The sequence below is a fragment of the Nitrosospira sp. Nsp13 genome (assembly GCF_900101945.1).
In the GTDB taxonomy this organism is placed as follows: domain Bacteria; phylum Pseudomonadota; class Gammaproteobacteria; order Burkholderiales; family Nitrosomonadaceae; genus Nitrosospira; species Nitrosospira multiformis_D.
Map to the genome: position 1 here is coordinate 256696 of NZ_FMVD01000004.1, position 16571 is coordinate 273266.

At 48.3% G+C, this 16571-nt stretch carries 18 protein-coding genes; 11 read left to right on the plus strand and 7 right to left on the minus strand.

Going from position 1 to position 16571, the window contains the following annotated elements; genetic code table 11:
- Positions 1 to 4: 4 nt before the first annotated feature.
- From BLO43_RS16395 to BLO43_RS07275, 6 genes are all read right to left on the minus strand, one after another.
- Positions 5 to 274, minus strand: a complete 270-nt coding sequence (locus BLO43_RS16395) for a hypothetical protein (protein WP_139149250.1) — start codon at positions 272 to 274, stop codon at positions 5 to 7.
- 286 nt (positions 275 to 560) lie between these two features.
- Complete coding sequence (locus tag BLO43_RS07250) at positions 561 to 1031, minus strand: MuF-C-terminal domain-containing protein (protein WP_090906494.1); 471 nt, start codon at positions 1029 to 1031, stop codon at positions 561 to 563.
- A gap of 234 nt (positions 1032 to 1265) precedes the next feature.
- The gene (locus BLO43_RS07255) at positions 1266 to 1712 is read right to left on the minus strand and encodes a hypothetical protein (RefSeq protein ID WP_090906495.1); all 447 of its coding nucleotides are present in this window, start codon (positions 1710 to 1712) and stop codon (positions 1266 to 1268) included.
- Positions 1713 to 1851: 139 nt separating this feature from the next.
- A complete protein-coding gene (locus BLO43_RS07260; protein ID WP_090906496.1) occupies positions 1852 to 2160 on the minus strand; it encodes a helix-turn-helix transcriptional regulator in 309 nt (102 codons plus the stop codon).
- A 136-nt stretch (positions 2161 to 2296) separates the two neighbouring features.
- A complete protein-coding gene (locus BLO43_RS07265) occupies positions 2297 to 3037 on the minus strand; it encodes a hypothetical protein (protein ID WP_090906497.1) in 741 nt (246 codons plus the stop codon).
- A gap of 259 nt (positions 3038 to 3296) precedes the next feature.
- Entirely contained in the window at positions 3297 to 4505 is a 1209-nt protein-coding gene (locus BLO43_RS07275) for a tyrosine-type recombinase/integrase (protein WP_090906499.1), read from the minus strand.
- A 392-nt stretch (positions 4506 to 4897) separates the two neighbouring features.
- Between BLO43_RS07275 and BLO43_RS07280 the strand changes: the two genes are divergently transcribed.
- The 4 genes from BLO43_RS07280 to BLO43_RS07300 all read left to right on the plus strand — a co-directional run bounded on the left by BLO43_RS07280 (position 4898) and on the right by BLO43_RS07300 (position 9411).
- A complete protein-coding gene (locus BLO43_RS07280; RefSeq protein WP_090906500.1) occupies positions 4898 to 6226 on the plus strand; it encodes a tyrosine-type recombinase/integrase in 1329 nt (442 codons plus the stop codon).
- Positions 6227 to 6320: 94 nt separating this feature from the next.
- The gene (locus BLO43_RS07285) at positions 6321 to 7214 is read left to right on the plus strand and encodes a hypothetical protein (protein ID WP_090906501.1); all 894 of its coding nucleotides are present in this window, start codon (positions 6321 to 6323) and stop codon (positions 7212 to 7214) included.
- 567 nt (positions 7215 to 7781) lie between these two features.
- Positions 7782 to 8900, plus strand: coding sequence for a plasmid recombination protein (locus BLO43_RS07295; RefSeq protein ID WP_175443888.1), 1119 nt, complete (start codon positions 7782 to 7784; stop codon positions 8898 to 8900).
- 238 nt (positions 8901 to 9138) lie between these two features.
- Positions 9139 to 9411 carry a hypothetical protein gene (locus BLO43_RS07300; RefSeq protein WP_254773374.1) on the plus strand — a complete coding sequence of 91 codons (273 nt, stop codon included), beginning with the start codon at positions 9139 to 9141 and terminating at the stop codon, positions 9409 to 9411.
- Positions 9412 to 9631: 220 nt separating this feature from the next.
- Here BLO43_RS07300 and BLO43_RS07310 read toward each other — a convergent pair whose 3' ends face one another.
- Positions 9632 to 10369 carry a hypothetical protein gene (locus tag BLO43_RS07310; protein WP_090906504.1) on the minus strand — a complete coding sequence of 246 codons (738 nt, stop codon included), beginning with the start codon at positions 10367 to 10369 and terminating at the stop codon, positions 9632 to 9634.
- Positions 10370 to 10795: 426 nt separating this feature from the next.
- Between BLO43_RS07310 and BLO43_RS07315 the strand changes: the two genes are divergently transcribed.
- From BLO43_RS07315 to BLO43_RS07345, 7 genes are all read left to right on the plus strand, one after another.
- Positions 10796 to 11572 carry a hypothetical protein gene (locus BLO43_RS07315; protein ID WP_090906505.1) on the plus strand — a complete coding sequence of 259 codons (777 nt, stop codon included), beginning with the start codon at positions 10796 to 10798 and terminating at the stop codon, positions 11570 to 11572.
- 358 nt (positions 11573 to 11930) lie between these two features.
- Positions 11931 to 12527 carry a LexA family protein gene (locus BLO43_RS07325; protein ID WP_175443889.1) on the plus strand — a complete coding sequence of 199 codons (597 nt, stop codon included), beginning with the start codon at positions 11931 to 11933 and terminating at the stop codon, positions 12525 to 12527.
- Positions 12505 to 13794 carry a Y-family DNA polymerase gene (locus BLO43_RS07330; RefSeq protein ID WP_090906508.1) on the plus strand — a complete coding sequence of 430 codons (1290 nt, stop codon included), beginning with the start codon at positions 12505 to 12507 and terminating at the stop codon, positions 13792 to 13794. The genes BLO43_RS07325 and BLO43_RS07330 overlap by 23 nt, the downstream gene beginning before the upstream one ends.
- 30 nt (positions 13795 to 13824) lie before the next feature.
- Positions 13825 to 13956 carry a hypothetical protein gene (locus tag BLO43_RS17155; RefSeq protein WP_302847683.1) on the plus strand — a complete coding sequence of 44 codons (132 nt, stop codon included), beginning with the start codon at positions 13825 to 13827 and terminating at the stop codon, positions 13954 to 13956.
- Positions 13957 to 14235: 279 nt separating this feature from the next.
- Positions 14236 to 14607: a hypothetical protein gene (locus tag BLO43_RS07335; protein WP_090906509.1), complete on the plus strand. Its 372-nt coding sequence runs from the start codon at positions 14236 to 14238 to the stop codon at positions 14605 to 14607.
- Between the two features lie 160 nt (positions 14608 to 14767).
- On the plus strand, positions 14768 to 15016 hold the full coding sequence (locus BLO43_RS07340) for a YlcI/YnfO family protein (protein WP_090906510.1): 249 nt from the start codon (positions 14768 to 14770) through the stop codon (positions 15014 to 15016).
- 175 nt (positions 15017 to 15191) lie between these two features.
- Positions 15192 to 16526 carry a hypothetical protein gene (locus BLO43_RS07345; protein WP_139149251.1) on the plus strand — a complete coding sequence of 445 codons (1335 nt, stop codon included), beginning with the start codon at positions 15192 to 15194 and terminating at the stop codon, positions 16524 to 16526.
- The last annotated feature ends 45 nt before the right edge of the window (positions 16527 to 16571 follow it).

The following is a 16571-nucleotide window of genomic DNA, read 5'->3' on the forward strand; positions in this document are numbered from 1 at the left end:
CCCTTCATCTACGACGTGCATTTTTATGGCAAGGGAGTGGCCCGCTAAGACGGTGCCCAACGGATATTGAAGCCCTGACCGGTTCCGCCCACTTCGTCCCGGGCCTTGACGTATTCTTCCACATCGACGTCTTTGCCGGCGTCTCGCGCTTGGCCGTCAACAACTCGGTTTGCGAGTTGAGTTCCGCTTCGGTCAGGCTGATCTCGCGCATGGTCGCGTTCCTCGATGGCGCATGGAGGGCATGCAGGTAGCCCTCCACGTCCTCGTACGCCACGCCCGCCACGCCGGAACATGGGTAGTCTTGATCAGTGTGGTGCGGTCTTCGCGCTCGAAATCGTCCGTGCGGGCGGACACCGTGCCGGAGTAGCGTTCCTCGGTCAGCATGCCGTCCTCTGCTTCGAACGCCCCGGCCCGCTTCTGGTTGTCCCTAAGCGGTTTGAACCGGTCCTGAAAATAGTAGATCAAAGACTCGACCACCTTTTCCATGGGGTCGCGGAACAGGGTAGCCGTGGGGGATGCGGGCGTTGTAGTGCCGGTGGCCGTGGCCGAGCGGGAGAATCTTAACTCAGGGTCGTTACGGATTGCGGAGAGTTATCCGTGTCATATACAATAACGCCGTCAGGGGTCGCATTAGCTTGGGGCTGGTGGGAATTATACCCGCCCGAGTCTTCAGGCCAATCGCGGCCCTTGCGGTTTTCATACCCCAGCAATAGTCCCGCATCGACCCAAACATGCACTTCCGCATCGGGTCTAGGATACATCGTGCGGATCTCGTTAAGCCGGATATGGTCTTTGGTTATATCCAAGTCTATTGCAACCGTGATATTTCCCTTCGCATGCCACACCTCGGTGATAAGCACAACATGTCCCTCACCGTCGGTTGACTCGAATACCGCAATAGGGGTCTGCACATTTAGTGCAACATCGCGCAGGTCAGCAGCATGCTTTGCCTCTACGTCCAGTGTCTCAGTGCCAAAAACTGACGAAGGATGTCGTCCAGTCTTTTCTGCGGACATTTCAGTGCGTACCATGCTGCGTACCACTTGTCTGCGTACCCGGATTCCACCATAAAATCACGCCTTATTGAGATGGTCAGGGCAAAGTAAAGAATAAGGAGAATTGATTGGTAGAGTGGTAATTCTAGAAAGGTGAACGCCGGGCGGGTCAATTTGCTTCGACATAATGGGTTAACTGGCCCACCTGGCGGGTCAATAATGAAACAACTAAAAATGATTAATACGCTGGGCGGGTCAACCATTGATTTGTTAACCCGCCCAGCGGGGCACCACTTTTAATTTTGGCAGGAAAGGTAATGGTTCGTTTTTCTTCCATGTCCCTCGCGGACTGCCTGTCGACCTAACATCAAGCTTTCCTTTGCAATCGTCTATCGCATAGAACGTCAGCGCGTATAGGCTGGCCTTGTTTCTTCCACCTTGCCGGGTCACTTCAAGCCATTCCCCTGCCAAAAGCTCTTTTAACGCTTTGTTAAGGGTGTCTTTTGATTTCCATCCTCTACCCTGCATAACCGTCCATGCGGCGCATAAATCACCATTGTTGTCCCCTTTGTATTGAGCTAAAAGATCATTCAATAATTTGACGGCATGGGCTGATAGACGAACAAATGATTGGCTTCGTATCACCACGAAAGGCAGGGGCACGAAGCCCCCACCCTCCCGTCTAGCTTGTGCATCCTTGAATCGATTTTTAGCCATGGCCTAATCATCCGATTGGCGAGAAAAAAAGCAATATACGCCCCACAACTCGGTTAAAGACAAACCGGAAATATCAGGACCTATGCCGAGATGAGAAAACCGTACCAACAGCCTTTGTAAGTGTTCTAACCAGTTCTCATCACTCACGGGCCACCTCCTGTACCAAGCTTCGAGGTTCACCCCTGGACTCGTTATCGTTCTCGTGCATCTCAGCCGGTTCCAGTACCTTTTCTTTTTTCTCTCTGGCTTCAATACGGGACTGCTCCCAAGCTTCAATTTCTGGCGCTATCCAAGCAGTAGTATTCTCCGACAGCTTAATCGGTTGGGGAAAAGTGCCTTTTTTCGTCCATGCCCAAATTGCTGAGCCCGATACATTGAAGCGGGCTTTAAGTTGTCGCATACGGTAAAACCGGGGCAGAGGTGTGGCATGTTGAGGTGTATCTCCCATATTCGCATTCCTTACGATGAATTACCCAGCGCCGCCCTGTGCGGCCCTGTATGGGAGAATTTAACTATATGAAAATAAATAACATAAGCCCATGTGCGGGCATTGTGTACGCCTTGCAAGGAGGGGGTACGTCTTGCTAGGAGGAGGTAGATTTGCGTTTGGCTGCCGCTACGTACTCTGTTAGTTTTCGATGTGATAGGTAGGGGAATTTTTTTAATAACACGTCCGCCGCTTTTTCATTACCCAGGGCCGAGGAAATGTGGGCTTTCCAATATTCGATAACTTCGTCACGACGCTGATAGGTCTGTACATGTCGCTTCAGGGCATTAGCTTTAGCAAAATGCGTTTTGTCTATACTTCCCTTGCTATTTAGCTTCCATGAAACAAAAAGTTCGCGTGCGACCAACTGTAATTTTGCGAATTGCTCAAATTGTCCTTTAAATAACATTAGCTTAGCCAATTCCGATGAAAGAACACTTAAGCCTAAGACAGACATTGCATTAGCATCATCCACCTGACGAGGAGGAAGTTCATCGATAAGGGAAAGTTCCAAAGGGGTCAGTGTGCGAAAATCAGGAGCTTTCTTGCGACTTGGCAACTCGCTAATCTTTCCTTGGAGACTAGCAAATGGTAGTGAATAGCGTTCAGCAATTTCCGGGGCAAATGTCAAGCCTTCGAAAACTTCAGGAAGTGTTTTATAGTGCCTAATAGAAAAAACAAATGAAAATCTTATAAAAGATTTGACTTCTTCATCGGTTCTCATTCCTAGATCATAGAGTTTTTTAAATAACTCTTGTTCACAAGCAAGGAATTCATCTATAACCGCTTTGGAAAGCGTTTCCGGATCATATGTGAGCGTGACTAGTGATGTTCGCATTTGATATCCAGTTACCACAAAAAACAATCGGTTACTACCTCTTAATTCTAGATACACGGAGCCGTGATGCCTTGGATATCCCCAAACATTTTCTCCACTTGCATCATCCCAGCGACGAGCTCTTTATATGACGACAGGGTAAGACGTAACGCCTGTGACATGAAGAATTGCTGCAGCTTGGGGAGCGAGGGATGAAACAACGAACTTGCTGATTGGTATTTCACAGCTAGGGGGCAGAGCGCTATCGACATGAATACTGCTACGCACTTAGGGGTATTACTTCTGCTCCTGATTTGATCTTATCTAGATAATCCGCCCAAACCCGCATCATTGCCTTCCGCTGCTCGATAAACTTGGTACGGTTGTAAGCCATTCCAAGGACATCAGGGACCTTGTGCGCTAGTTGGTGTTCAATAATATGCGGATCTATTCCCAGTCTTTCATGAAGGATAGTGCGAGCCATTGCTCTGAATCCATGCCCGGTAATTTGTGTTTTAGTGTCGTAGCCCATACGTTTCAATGCGGCATTGATGGCTGCTTCGCTCATGGCTTTTTTTGGATCGTGTCCACCTTGAAACACATATTCCCCATGTCCAGAAAATGGATATAGTTCCCGGAGGAGGGTAACCGCCTGCTTGGGCAAAGGCACAAGGTGGTCAGTTTTTGTCTTGCTTACCCAATAACGCCACTCACCGGCATCTAGATCTATGTCCGCCCATTTAGCCATCCTGAGCTCTCCTGGACGAACAAATAGCATAGGCGCGATCCGCAAGGCACATTGAACAGTAAACGAACCTTTAAATCCATCAATGGCGCGCAGCAATTCTGCAACGTCTTTTGGCTCCGTAAATGTTGCCATGTGCTTGGCGGTGGTCGGGGGTAATGCCCCTTTCAAATCAGCGGTGACATCACGCTCGGCGCGTCCTGTCTGTACCGCGTACCGGAATACCTGTCCACAAACCTGTAATGCGCGATGGGCCGTCTCAAGCTTGCCCTGCTTTTCTACACGCTGTACAGCTTCCAGTACTTGTCGCGCGGTAACATCGGCGATGGGCTTGCCGCCCAGCCACGGGAAAAGATAAAGCTCGAAACGCCTAATCACTTTTTCCCGGTGACTGAACGCTTTGTTTTTCATGTGAGAGGCCAGCCATTCACGCGTTACTACTTCAAAGCTGTTCTCCGTACGTTCCAGCCTCGTTGCCTTAGCCGCTTTACGATTCTCACTTGGGTCTACCCCTGTAGCAAGTAACTTACGCGCAGCGTCACGCCGTTCACGGGCAAGAATTAGAGATACATCGGGATAGACGCCCATGGCCAGCAACTTTTGCTTGCCTTCAAACCGATAGGCAAGCCGCCAGTACTTTGAGCCATTAGGCTGTACTAATAGGAACAATCCGCCCCCATCAGCCATCTTGACAGGCTTATCCACGGGCTTTGTTTTCCGTACAGCTGTATCAGTCAGCTTCATGGAACCTCTATCTGTTGGTACCAACTTCTGAATGTTGGTATCAGTAGCTGGAATATACCAACAAAGAGGGGTTGATTGCAACAGACGGGAATGAACGGCGCAAAACAAAAAACCCGCCAATCATCATGATTAAAGCGGGTTTCGTGGACCGCATTGGACTTGCTAAAACATATCACTGGTGGCCAAGGGCGGAATCGAACCACCGACACAAGGATTTTCAGTCCTGAATATTCATGATTTATCGCCGTTGATTGCTATTCTATAACTCTACTACAATGCATTATTATCAATAGCTTAATAATATTAAGCTATTTTGTATGTTGATATTTATTCAGATGTATACTGTGAATGTAGTTACAAATTGGTTACAAATTTAGACAAAACGTTACAACATGGCAAGGGTCAAATTAACCGCAGGGCGAATCGCAGACTTCGGGTGTGGCGAAGGGAGGACACAAACCTTCCTATGGTGCGATGAGGTACATGGCTTGGGAGTGCGTGCTACTGCCGGTTCAAAGCGCAAGCGATACATTTTTCAAACAAAGGTTAATGGGCGATCCATGCGTCTTACGATTGGCGAGGTGAGTATATGGAGCATTGACAAAGCGCAAGTAGAAGCCCGCCGCCTGCAAGTCCTCATAGACAACGGCAATGATCCGCGCCAAATGAAAGCTGATAAAAAAGCTGCGGAGGACGAGGCAAGGCTTGCTAAGGAAACTGCGGCCGTGTCGTTGATGATGCAGAAAACTCGCGAGTCGGTAACGCTAGGTGTGGCATGGAGTGAATATATCGCTGCACGCGCTCCTTTTTGGAGCCAACTACATCATCGAGACCATATTCGTGCGATGCATGCCGGTGGTGAAAAAAGGTCCAGAAGCCCTAAATTAACTGAACCGGGAGCCCTCGCATCACTGGCAACAGTTCGCCTAATTGATCTGAGTCCCGAGCTATTAACGGAATGGGCAAAACGGGAAGCAACGAAAAGACCGACAGTCGCCCGCCTTGCTCTACGGCTATTGAGAGCGTTTTTATTCTGGTGCAGTAGGCACAAGACCCACAAGACAATCGTTACAGGCAACGTCGCACAGAGTAGGGATGCCCGCGAGAGTTTGGGCAAGTCCACGGTTAAGAATGACGTGTTGCAGCGGGAACAGCTACCCGCATGGTTTGCCGCCGTAAAGCAAATTAAAAACCCTGTAATCAATGCGTATTTGCAGGCGCTGTTGCTGACAGGCGCACGACGCAATGAATTGGCCTCAATTCGCTGGGATGATGTGAATTTTCAGTGGAACAGCCTAACCATTAAGGACAAGGTGGACGGGTTGCGCGTCATTCCATTAACGCCGTATGCGGCAAACTTGCTGGCCGCCCTACCGCGCCGTAGTGAATGGGTATTCAGTAGCCTTACCGCCGGATCTGGCCGCCTGACTGATCCTTCAATAGCCCACCGCAAGGCCTGTACTGTCGCCGGTTTAGATGTAACCTTACACGGGTTGCGCCGCAGCTTTGCGAGCCTATGTGAATGGATAGAGATGCCGAGTGGAATCGCTGCACAAATTCAAGGTCACGCGCCCCAAGGTGTGCGCGAACAGAACTATATCCGTCGCCCACTTGATTTGCTACGTAAGTGGCACGTCAAAATTGAAGCATGGATATTAGAACAAGCAGAAATTGATTTTGTACCGGCTCAACCCGGTCTACAGGTGGTAAGAAACACCTAATCTTAAGCTCCATGCTATTCCGACGAAAAGGAAAAGCTGAAGCTTCACCGCTGTCTGGCGCCTTTAATCTGAAGGAAAACACCGAAGTTGGGATATGGCAAAGTTGGGTAATGAACTGGAAAAGCCTTTGAAATGCGATTTTTCAGCGTTGATTGATTATGGTTGTATTACCGTTAGTCAATGCGCATTAATGGCCGTTGTAACAAATATTCGCGGGTACTTCGAAGATAAACATGTGGAAGCAGTTACTCATTACATGAGCCTGGCTTATCTGGATATTACGGAAGGTCGCCTAAATGCAAAACATCCGCTGACACACATTCCATACTCTGAATACCTACGAATGAATAAAGCGGGATTGTTCAGTTTCGAGGGAGACGACATACAAGGCCCCAACTGGAATTGGCTTATTCCCCTGGACGAAGTGGAGCGATGGATACAAAGCAAAGGCATCTACATTGACCTTGATCTATTTAGAGCCAAGATATTTGCCCAGGGGGGTAAATCATTATCAGATGTTGTTCCAAAGATTGAACCTGTGCAAACGCCGATTTTAGGCGTTTCCGATGGTCAATTGGTAACTCATAACAGTGCAGACGGATGTTTTGATACTGATAAACCAAACAGCTGCGTCGATTCATTACCGGTGCATTCTGAAAGCGACATGGACCTGATACAAACCGATGTCATCGAGGTGGATCACGCCGAAACCATGGCCGCTTTGTTTGACTCAGTTCGGATAGAGGTGCTAGAAAAGATGTTTCCCGCAAAAGGCAAGTGGAAAAGTTGGGCAGATCATGCCGGTGAGAACGGGCTATGTGCAGCACGCACTTCTCGTGCAAAATTTAATCCATATAAAGCTGCCATGTGGTTTTTGGGTCAAGGGATAGCGAACTGGGATCAAGCCCATTGCTATCGAGTATTGGCAAAAAACCTCCCAGCCCGATCTTTCGATGAAAGGCATTTGCTCATCGACGCTCAAGACTAAATCCCCGTATTTCCACGCCCTGTACAGCTATTTAGGCGAGAAATCTCCGGATTTCCCTTGAAATCTCCTCAATATTCCTCCAGATTTTCACGACTGAAATATAAGAGAAAAAATAGGAATCTTCTTTCAACGCAAAAGAGGGTTCCGAAATGGTAAACATACTTGTTCAATCGCCCCCACTGCTTGCAGCAGAACTCCCTTTTGATCCTTTCAAATCGCTAGGCAAAGTAAATCTCCATTTACCGCCTCCGCGTGAGAAGGTTGTGGATCAATCGATATTACCGCTAGAAAACGAGATTGTTGAATTGCCTCCTTCGATGAGAAAGGCAATTCCTCAATCGCCTCTTCCCCCGTCAACAACACCCCCTTATGTTCTATTTCCTTCATTGGAAAATGTTACTTGCCCAACCGTATCAACCAGTGCGGCCGCATATTACTTAAACCGCAAACCGCAAACCTTGAGAGCGTGGGCATGTTTAGAAAACGGTCCGATTCGACCAATCCGCATTAACGGGCGTCTTGCGTGGGGCGTGGCCGACATCAAACGACTTCATGGAGGGGGCTGATATGAACATAAGCCATCCTACTACTATAAGCCCTATCTATAGCCATCCGGCACCGTTTCTCGTCCTAAAAAAACTGAGAGGTAATAATGTTTTGAGGATTGCCGCCAAGCATAACTTGCGCGAATTGCAAGCAGAAATTGGTGCCGACGACCATATAAATCCAAGCAGGACGGGTATGAATCAAATTCTTGCCGGGGCCGGAACCGCTTCCGACGTTGCTGCTGCTGCGGAACATCTGATGCATGATGCAGGTGTGGGAAAACTACGCCGCGATGCCATTCGCGCGTTAGAAATAGTGGTTAGCCTGCCCCCCGCAGCGGTCATCGACTTACCTGCCTTTTTTTCCGAGGTACTGAACTGGGTGCGTGACTTCTTTAACGTGCCAATTTTATCGGCGGTGCTCCACCTTGATGAAGCAGCCCCTCATTGCCATATACTGCTATTGCCACTAGTGAATGGACATATGGTTGGGAGTGATCTGGTCGGGTACAGAAACCGTCTGAGAGAAATACAAACAAGTTTTTACCAACAAGTGGGCCAACCCTATGGATTGAGTCGTCCAAAGTCGCCACAGCGCTTGAATTCGGCCCTCAGGCATAAATGTGCATCTATTGTATACACTGCAATTGTTGATAACCCTGATCTGCTCCTGAAGCCTGAGGTCGAGGTTGCTGTGCTTGAGGCATTTGGTCGTAATGCGGAGTCATTGTTTGTGGCGTTGGGGCTAACGATGCCCACGCAAATAAAGCTGATTAAGTCATTTGTGGACATTATGACTGCACCTTGCCCCCCCGAACCAAGGAAGAAACATATAGGGTTCACCCAAGCGTTTAACCATATAGGGTTTGCATCAACAACTGCTGCAAATAATCAAACCCTATCCTGTGTAGGGTTTGAGGTTAAACCGCCGCATTTTGCGTGTATATCTGCCCCTACTGAGGACACCTTCACAGGCAGCCGAGACCAAGACACCTATACCCGTGAGTATGACGACGACAATCCTGCTGAGCATTGGGACAGCGAACGAGGCGAGTTCTGGAAACCGCCAACCAAACCATCAACAGTACGAGATGCTGCAATGAGAGAAATGGAACGAGGACTTGTTCGAGTACGGCATTGAGACAATACTGGCGGTGTAGGGAGTCAGAATAGTCAACTCGGATTGAATGCGCCTAGCATACATACTGACGCCGGGAGCGCAGGAAAAGACACCACCTTATAATGGTAGACTCATCCGCGCCGTGCCTATGCGACGTTTATACACGCTCACTTAGAAAGAGTCGTTCTTGTCATCCCGCGCAGTTGGGTCAAAATTAAGACTTTTAGTGGCTTTGTAGACAAGTTTTTATAGGTAAAAAATGAAACAGCAGGTAGGAAGCGCAAAATTTCAGCCGGTAACCATTGATAACAAAAGCGGTGCGTGTACCCCCACCCCCTTAAAAATCAAGATGAATGCCCTTGAGGATGTGCGGCGTGAAATGGCCCGCGTGTACAGGGAAGCTCGGGTAGGAACAATAGATACAAGCGAGGCGGGGCGGTTGGCCTATATATTGAGCGGTATTGCAAAACTAATAGAGGCAACGGAGATTGAAAAACGGCTCGAGCTCATGGAAAAGGAATTTCTGAAATGACTATACTTACACGAGTGGAAGCACTGGAAGCAGCGTTATTAAAGCCAAAAGAGGACGAAAGGTACAAGCTTGTATTGCTAAAAAAGGGAGAAAGTCGCGAGGAAGGTATCATACGTTCGGAATTGCAGGACTGGCCTCCTGACAAAATCATTGTAATAACGTTTGTAAGTCCCAAAAATATAGACTGTTAAATTCAAACTCTCTTTACCCCTCCATCCACTCATAGTTCTCTCGTCACTGCATCAATCATGACATCTATCCCCAGTGTCTTGAAATAGAAAGGGCGTGCCACTTGTAGAATATGTAGGGCACAAGCACCCACTTGTGATGCCGCTTCACACGCCTTCGATGCCTGTTCGGGGCTGCCCACAACAATTCGAAAAGATAAGGTTTTGGTGTGTATGTCTCCTTTCATCTCCACCCCATTAGTAACGGACGACTTATTGGGATGCGCCCCTTGGTCTATTGTATGCTCATATAGTTGCTGCATAATTCCATAGAGCCATTTGCTTTTGACCTCTAAAGTTTTCGCGACCTTACAATATGCAAATTGTTTCTTGCAATCTTTTCTAGATTCTTCGTTTCTGTCACGGTTCAGCCAGACCATGCCGAGCTGCGGATTCGCCTCGATGTGTAACGCGTACAAAGCACCCTCCACACATTCACGCATCAATATATACGCTTCTACGGATTGACCGCTCATAGCCATCATGCACGTACAGCGAAACGAAGACCACGCACGCCACAACAAAGATGCGAAAAAAGCATCTTCTCCGAAGTCAGAACAATTCTGGAAGGCGACTTCAAATGCTTGGTCAAGTATTACGAACTGCCCATATCGGTCGCTATGGCTTTGGTTAGACCAAATATTAGTGACAGCCCAGTTTAAGTAGCCCGATAGAGAGCCCGCAGCAATGGAGTGGGATTCAGATAATGTGTTGGTCGGAACCTCAGCCAATCAATTTCCTCCATTTGTGTGGTGTGTCATCTCTATCCGGCCATACCGCTGGCGCCAGCGCTTCCCAAGCTTCTGATAGGATATATTCCTCAGACAGAAAATAAGATTGTCATAATCTATAACAGCCGCATACGAAACCGAGTTTTCACCAATCATTTATCGCACTGTGCTTGTTATCCATATAACCACTCAGAATTGCGCAACTAGGGAGCAAATCCTAACCATCGCTGAACTAAATATGAAGGGAGAATAGGTGCATCCCGACCGCTGACATTTTGCGAAAAATAGTCGGGCCATATATCGTGATGTCTTTTTCATATCCTACCGGATGCGGCGATTAAGGTATGTAAAGTAAAGTCAGGAAGACCGTAAGATGATGATTGGGAAAAGACACATTAAAGTGACTAATGGGGTTTGAAAAATAAGATGGCTAAACACAATATTACGATAAAAGAATTAACGGTTCCGGTTTCCGCCATTAGAAAGTTAAGTCCCCATGAACGCTACGCATACTACTTGCTGGGACACATATTTAATGAGCTGATGTATCTACAAAAGCTCACAAGCTTTGCTATGCCAAAACATAAGGATACCCGTGCCGTTCGCCTTGGTCCAGAGCTTGCCCAGACACTTTTTATTCTTCGCATTGCTGCTTCAAAAGTATGGGAGGCGGACATATGTTTGACTAAACACGCCGTAGCATCGGTATTAAAGCAAACAATATTTCCATTATTCCCCGAAGGCCGCGTCATGCTAGACACACTTCAGATAAAACTCAAGAAAGCTAAATGGCTTTCGCACATTCGAAATAAGCTGAGTTTTCACTATCCGAAGATGGAAGATTGGCGAGACGTTACAACTCCGACAGAAACTTGGGAAGACGACTCTATTTTAATGGGAGATTTGTCGTCCAACATGTTCTATAGCGCATCAGAGAGTATAGCCCAGCATTGGATGTTCGGAAGGATTGACATGTCTGATCCTAAAATAGGAGTCCGTCCTATGATAGAGGACATGGCGGATTTGCTATCTCTGATGTGTACGCTTCTTGACGAGCTCCTAACGGTTTTCTTAAGAGAAATAATTCTTGACGGCAATACCGAGCCAAAGCAAATCGGAAAGGTATCAGCGGCAGATATTAATAGTTTCGCGATCCCTTTTTGGATTCATAACCCAAGCACCAAGAATAGCGGGAACAAATAAACCCCCCCGCCGAAGCAGTTGAAAGCACCGATAGAGACGTAAGTTGCCAACAAGGGGAGCGCGGAAGTTCCTGCAAAACCTAATTTTGTTAAAGAGATGCAATGTTCTACAAAACGACATACCCACCACCGACCTTAAATGATTGCGCCAAAAACAATTTCGGTGCGATTTTGCAAGCATACAGAAATGCCAGAACGCCATTTTCAATAATTTCATAAGTATTGAATTTACCACGAAAATTTTGCAGGCTGACTAAGAGTTTGCAATAAAAAAGGAACAAACACATCTATATCTAAATTTTTTCGTAGGGAATTCGTGATATATTGAACTCTGTACAGAGTTCAATATAGAGTACATTATGGGTACACGCGGCGGCAGAAGAGAAGGATCAGGTCCCAAGAAATCGATGAGCCCATATGGAGAGAAAACGGCCCTCATTCGCGTCCCGCTAAGTCGTAAGGACGAGGTGCTGGTTTATCTCGAACCCTTCAGGAAGGCGAGGCAAGAGAGTAGTAAAGATAAGCCTCAACTTCCCCAGGCACTGCCCAATCCGCCTCCCGTGCCGCGCCCCATCTACAGCGGCAAGATATCAGCCGGCCAGTCACGCTTTCCTTCGCCCGCCCAGGACTATGAGCAGAAAACACTGGATCTGAATGACCGTTTCATTGCCAATCCGCCCGCAACCTTCTTCTTTACCGTCAAGGGCGACTCCATGGTGGGGGCTGGCATCTTCGATGGCGCCACACTTATTGTAGATCGCTCGCTCAAGCCCAAATCCTCCAACATCGTCATTGCCGACGTGGATGGGGAATGGATGGTCAAACGGCTGTACAAGCGCAATGGCGTCATCAAGCTGTTGTCCGAGAATCCTAACAATGCCCCTATCGTGCTGGAGGACGGTCAGGAACTGGTTATCTTTGGTGTCGTGACCTATGTCATCAACGAAGCCAAATAGGCCAGTCTTTGCCCTGTGCGATGCCAATTCCTTCTATGCTTCCTGCGAGAAACTGTTTCGGCCTGATTTAAGAACAGTACCTGTTGTCGTCCTATCCAATAATGATGGTTGTGTGATTGCGCAAAGCAGGGAAGCCAAAATACTGGGCATAAAAATGGCAGGGCCCTGGTTTGAAGTGGAGGAACGTGCCCGAGAAATCGGGGTGGTGGAGTTCTCCTCCAACTATGAACTGTATGCCAACATGAGCCACCGCTTCATGGCGACATTGAAACCGTTCAGCCCCAGGCAGGAAGTCTATTCCATCGATGAGAGTTTTCTTGATCTCACCGGCATGAATCGTGATCTGGTGGCGTATGGACATACCATCAAAGAAACAGTCATGCGCTGGACCGGATTGCCGATCTGCGTGGGCATCGGCCACGGCAAGACGTTGGCCAAACTTGCCAATCATTATGCCAAGAAAGAGCCAACAATGAAGGGGGTATGTGACTTCAGCCAAATAAGCGAGGAAGAACTGAATTCAATTCTAGAGAAACTGCCGGTCTCATCCGTGTGGGGGGTGGGGCGAAGGCTTGAGGCCAGTCTGAAAGCGCTTGGGGTGGAAAACGTATTGAGACTGAAGAATGCCAATCTGAGGAGAATCCGGGAGCGCTTCGGCATCACCATGCAGCGCACGGTGCAGGAACTTAATGGCGAGGCGTGGCTGGAACTGGATGAGGAAATATCCATGGCCAAGCAGGTGATGAGTTCACGGTCGTTTGGCGAGCGCGTGGAGAGCCTACAGCAACTGCGGGAAGCGATCAGCTATCATGCCGCCAATGCAGCGCAACGGCTTCGCAGGCAGGGCCTGTATGCAGGTGTGGTATCAATATTCATCCAGAACAGCCCATTCGATCAGGCAAAGTTCTATGGTAGGAGTGAGACTATTGCTCTGCCAGCCCCGACTGATTGCAGCCTTCAGATCACCAATGCAGCGCTGTGGATACTGAAGAAAGTGTATCGACCCCAGGTCTATTACCAGAAGGCTGGGGTGATGCTATCCGAACTGGTGCCGGTAGACGGACAGCAGGCTGACCTCCTCGGATTCTCATCCACCCACAACAAATCGGGCAGTCTGATGGAGACGGTGGACACTATAAACAGGAGGTATAAAAGAAGCACGATTTACCTGGCATCAGAAGGAATAGCGCGGACCTGGTCTATGCGGCGCAGTTTCAAAAGCCCGAACTACACCGGTGACTGGAATCAGCTGCCAGTAGTTAGCTAATGCCAAGAAGAGTTCCATGTGGGAGGGAGGATGGCAACTACCAAACGCGAAGGCCGCGATTGGCTTGAGAACTCAGCCGCGACCAATACGCAGCAGCCCCAAACCAAGGCAGCCCTTGACGATCTGATTATATGCGGTGGCCATATCTTCGTGCAACCATAACGATCATGCCAGAATGGTAACCCTTTTACCCCCTAAGCGCTTTACCTCAGAACAGACCCTGCCAGCATTTAAGTAATACCCATACTCAGCAATAGGTGTACCTCAGTCCAATTGTTTGTTAAGCCATTAAACCTACAATTCGACCTGGGGAATAGCTGATTTTAAGGGCATCCTCAAGATGCAAAAATTTACGCCGTTAATTCACCATGATGGTTATTCAGCGGCTTTATAAAATGGCGTGCCTCTAAATCGGGGAAAAGCAACAATAACGGAGAAGATATGAAAAAAGTCGTTGCAACAATGGTCGCTCTTAGTTTGACAGTTTCGGGCTGTTCGGCATTTGTGCCAAAAACTCAGACTGTTAGTGCAGTGTGCTCAGAGCCTGACGCGAACCTTCAAATCAATGGTCAGGTGTACCAAGGAAAAGCTCAGTATGAAGCAAAGAAAAACAAGACAGTTGCCATCATGTGTACGAAAACAGGATATTTCCCCGCACAAAGGACAATTGACCATTCATTGAGCGGAACAGGGGTCGCAGATGCCATCGGGACTGCCCTTTTCTTGCTTCCTGGCCTCGGCCTTTTTACTGCTGGCGCATGGAAGCTTGATGAAACAGATGTAAATCTGGCCATGATGAAAAATGAAAAATAACATGATCCCCGCAGCTGGATAGGGGCAAGAATTTGGTGTCATTCTTGAGTGAACTCCCACCGTACAAATTTGACTGACACTTTTTGTTGGATTTATCCCAATGAGTCCGCTTGATAAAAGCTCCAAGCGTTAGCTCGACGGCATTGCGCTAAATAAGACGATGACAAACATCAGAACGCCCGCACCAGAAAAGAAGGCCAGCTTTCTCGATACACCAGAAGCTTCGCAAGACACCAGCAAAGCCCCTGACTACAAACCCAAGGGGGTTATGAAGGGCACCAAGCGGCAAATCAGTTTGACCATACCGCCAGCCCTGCTAGCAGAAATCGATGTGCTGGCAGACGAAGAAGGACTCTCCAGGGCATCATGGATTAGTCAGACACTTCGCCGGGCTATCAAGCATGGCTGAATGCCCGCGAAACAGGTTGAACGTGTGCCAAATGCTTGGCGTTTCCCAGGCACATCAGCCTCTGACGATGAAATTTTGCCTGCTCTGTCCGCCTGATCCGGAATAAAAGCTTTCTCCAAGATGCTTATTAAAATGCACATCGCATGGGCGTTTAGATGTCAAATAATATGGACTCATGATGGCTCCGACCACCTTCACAGTTGTCAATGACGCGACATTAACTGCGGCAATCGCTGCAACCATTCAGACGTTAGTGTACGTCGCTCCTGGTATTACCAAACCGGTTGTCGAAGCCCTAGCTGCACGTCTAAAGTCACAGCCAAATCTGTTATGCACACTTATTCTGGACTTGGATCCAGAGGTATACCGACTCGGGTACGGTACAGAAGAGGGTTTGCTGGCTCTGCAGAACCTCGTCATCCAACAGCAACTGGAATTTCGCCAGCAGGCCGGCCTGCGAATCGGTTTGCTGATAACAGACGATCAGACTGTCATCTACTCGCCGACACCGCTGCTCATCGAAGCTGGGTCAATCTCCTTGAATAAACCAAATGCCGTTGTAATCCTGCCCAAGAGCAGTTCTACGGTTGCATTGATGCGGGCGTGCGCGGCTAATGGTGACGATAGCGAAACTACGCCACTTCCTCAAGATGCGGAAATCGGGCGGTCATCTGCGACACCCGAAGCCGTTAAGACATCCCTGCAAGCACTGAAAGACGTTCCACCGAAGAAATTCGACGTTGCTCGTGTCGAGCGTATATTTGAGTCAAAGATTCAGTTTGTAGAACTCGAATTGACAGGCTATCGCCTGTCGAGCAAGAAGGTAAGTATTCCAAATGATCTGCTTGTAGGTGAGGACAGTGGGCTCAAGGACAGGCTAAAAAACAACTTCATGCTTCTGCAAGGGGAGCAGACGCTGACAGTACAAATTCCTGAGTTCGATGCAAACCTCGAGAAAATCAAATATGAAAACGGGCAGGTAAAAATGGTGGTCTGGTCAGAATCGGAGCTTGAGAAGCAACGCAAAGCGCTTTACGACGATTTTCTTATCAATATAACGAGTTATGGTTGGGTGATCATGCGCAACCGGCGGCGCGAATTCGATGCTCGAGTGAAGCGGTTGCAAAAGCAAATTGAAGCATTCAAAGATGCGGTCGAGAAAACGCTTGAGTACACATTAATTGACGCGGTTTGTGTTCTTGCGGATACGCTGCTTCCCAGGATACGAGACAACCTGCCGGCACGTTATACCAAGTTGACTTCCGCGAAACCAAGTGATGTGGATTTGCTGTACATGATTAAGAATGACCTTGAGCGTACCTTCGGTAGCCACAGTGGGCTGTTCAGCCCTCAACTGCGCTGTGTTTTCAAGGATGTGACATATGAATCGATTCAGGACAAGAACTTTAAGGCACTCTTGAGTGCGGCTATGCGCAAGGCAGGCGGCGAAGGTTTTGTCCGCCAATTGTTCAGGGAATACGATGCCGCACCTGAGGCGAATGGGCGTTAGAACGAGCATCGGCCGCATAAAAGCTCTGAGCAGCACAAGCTTCAT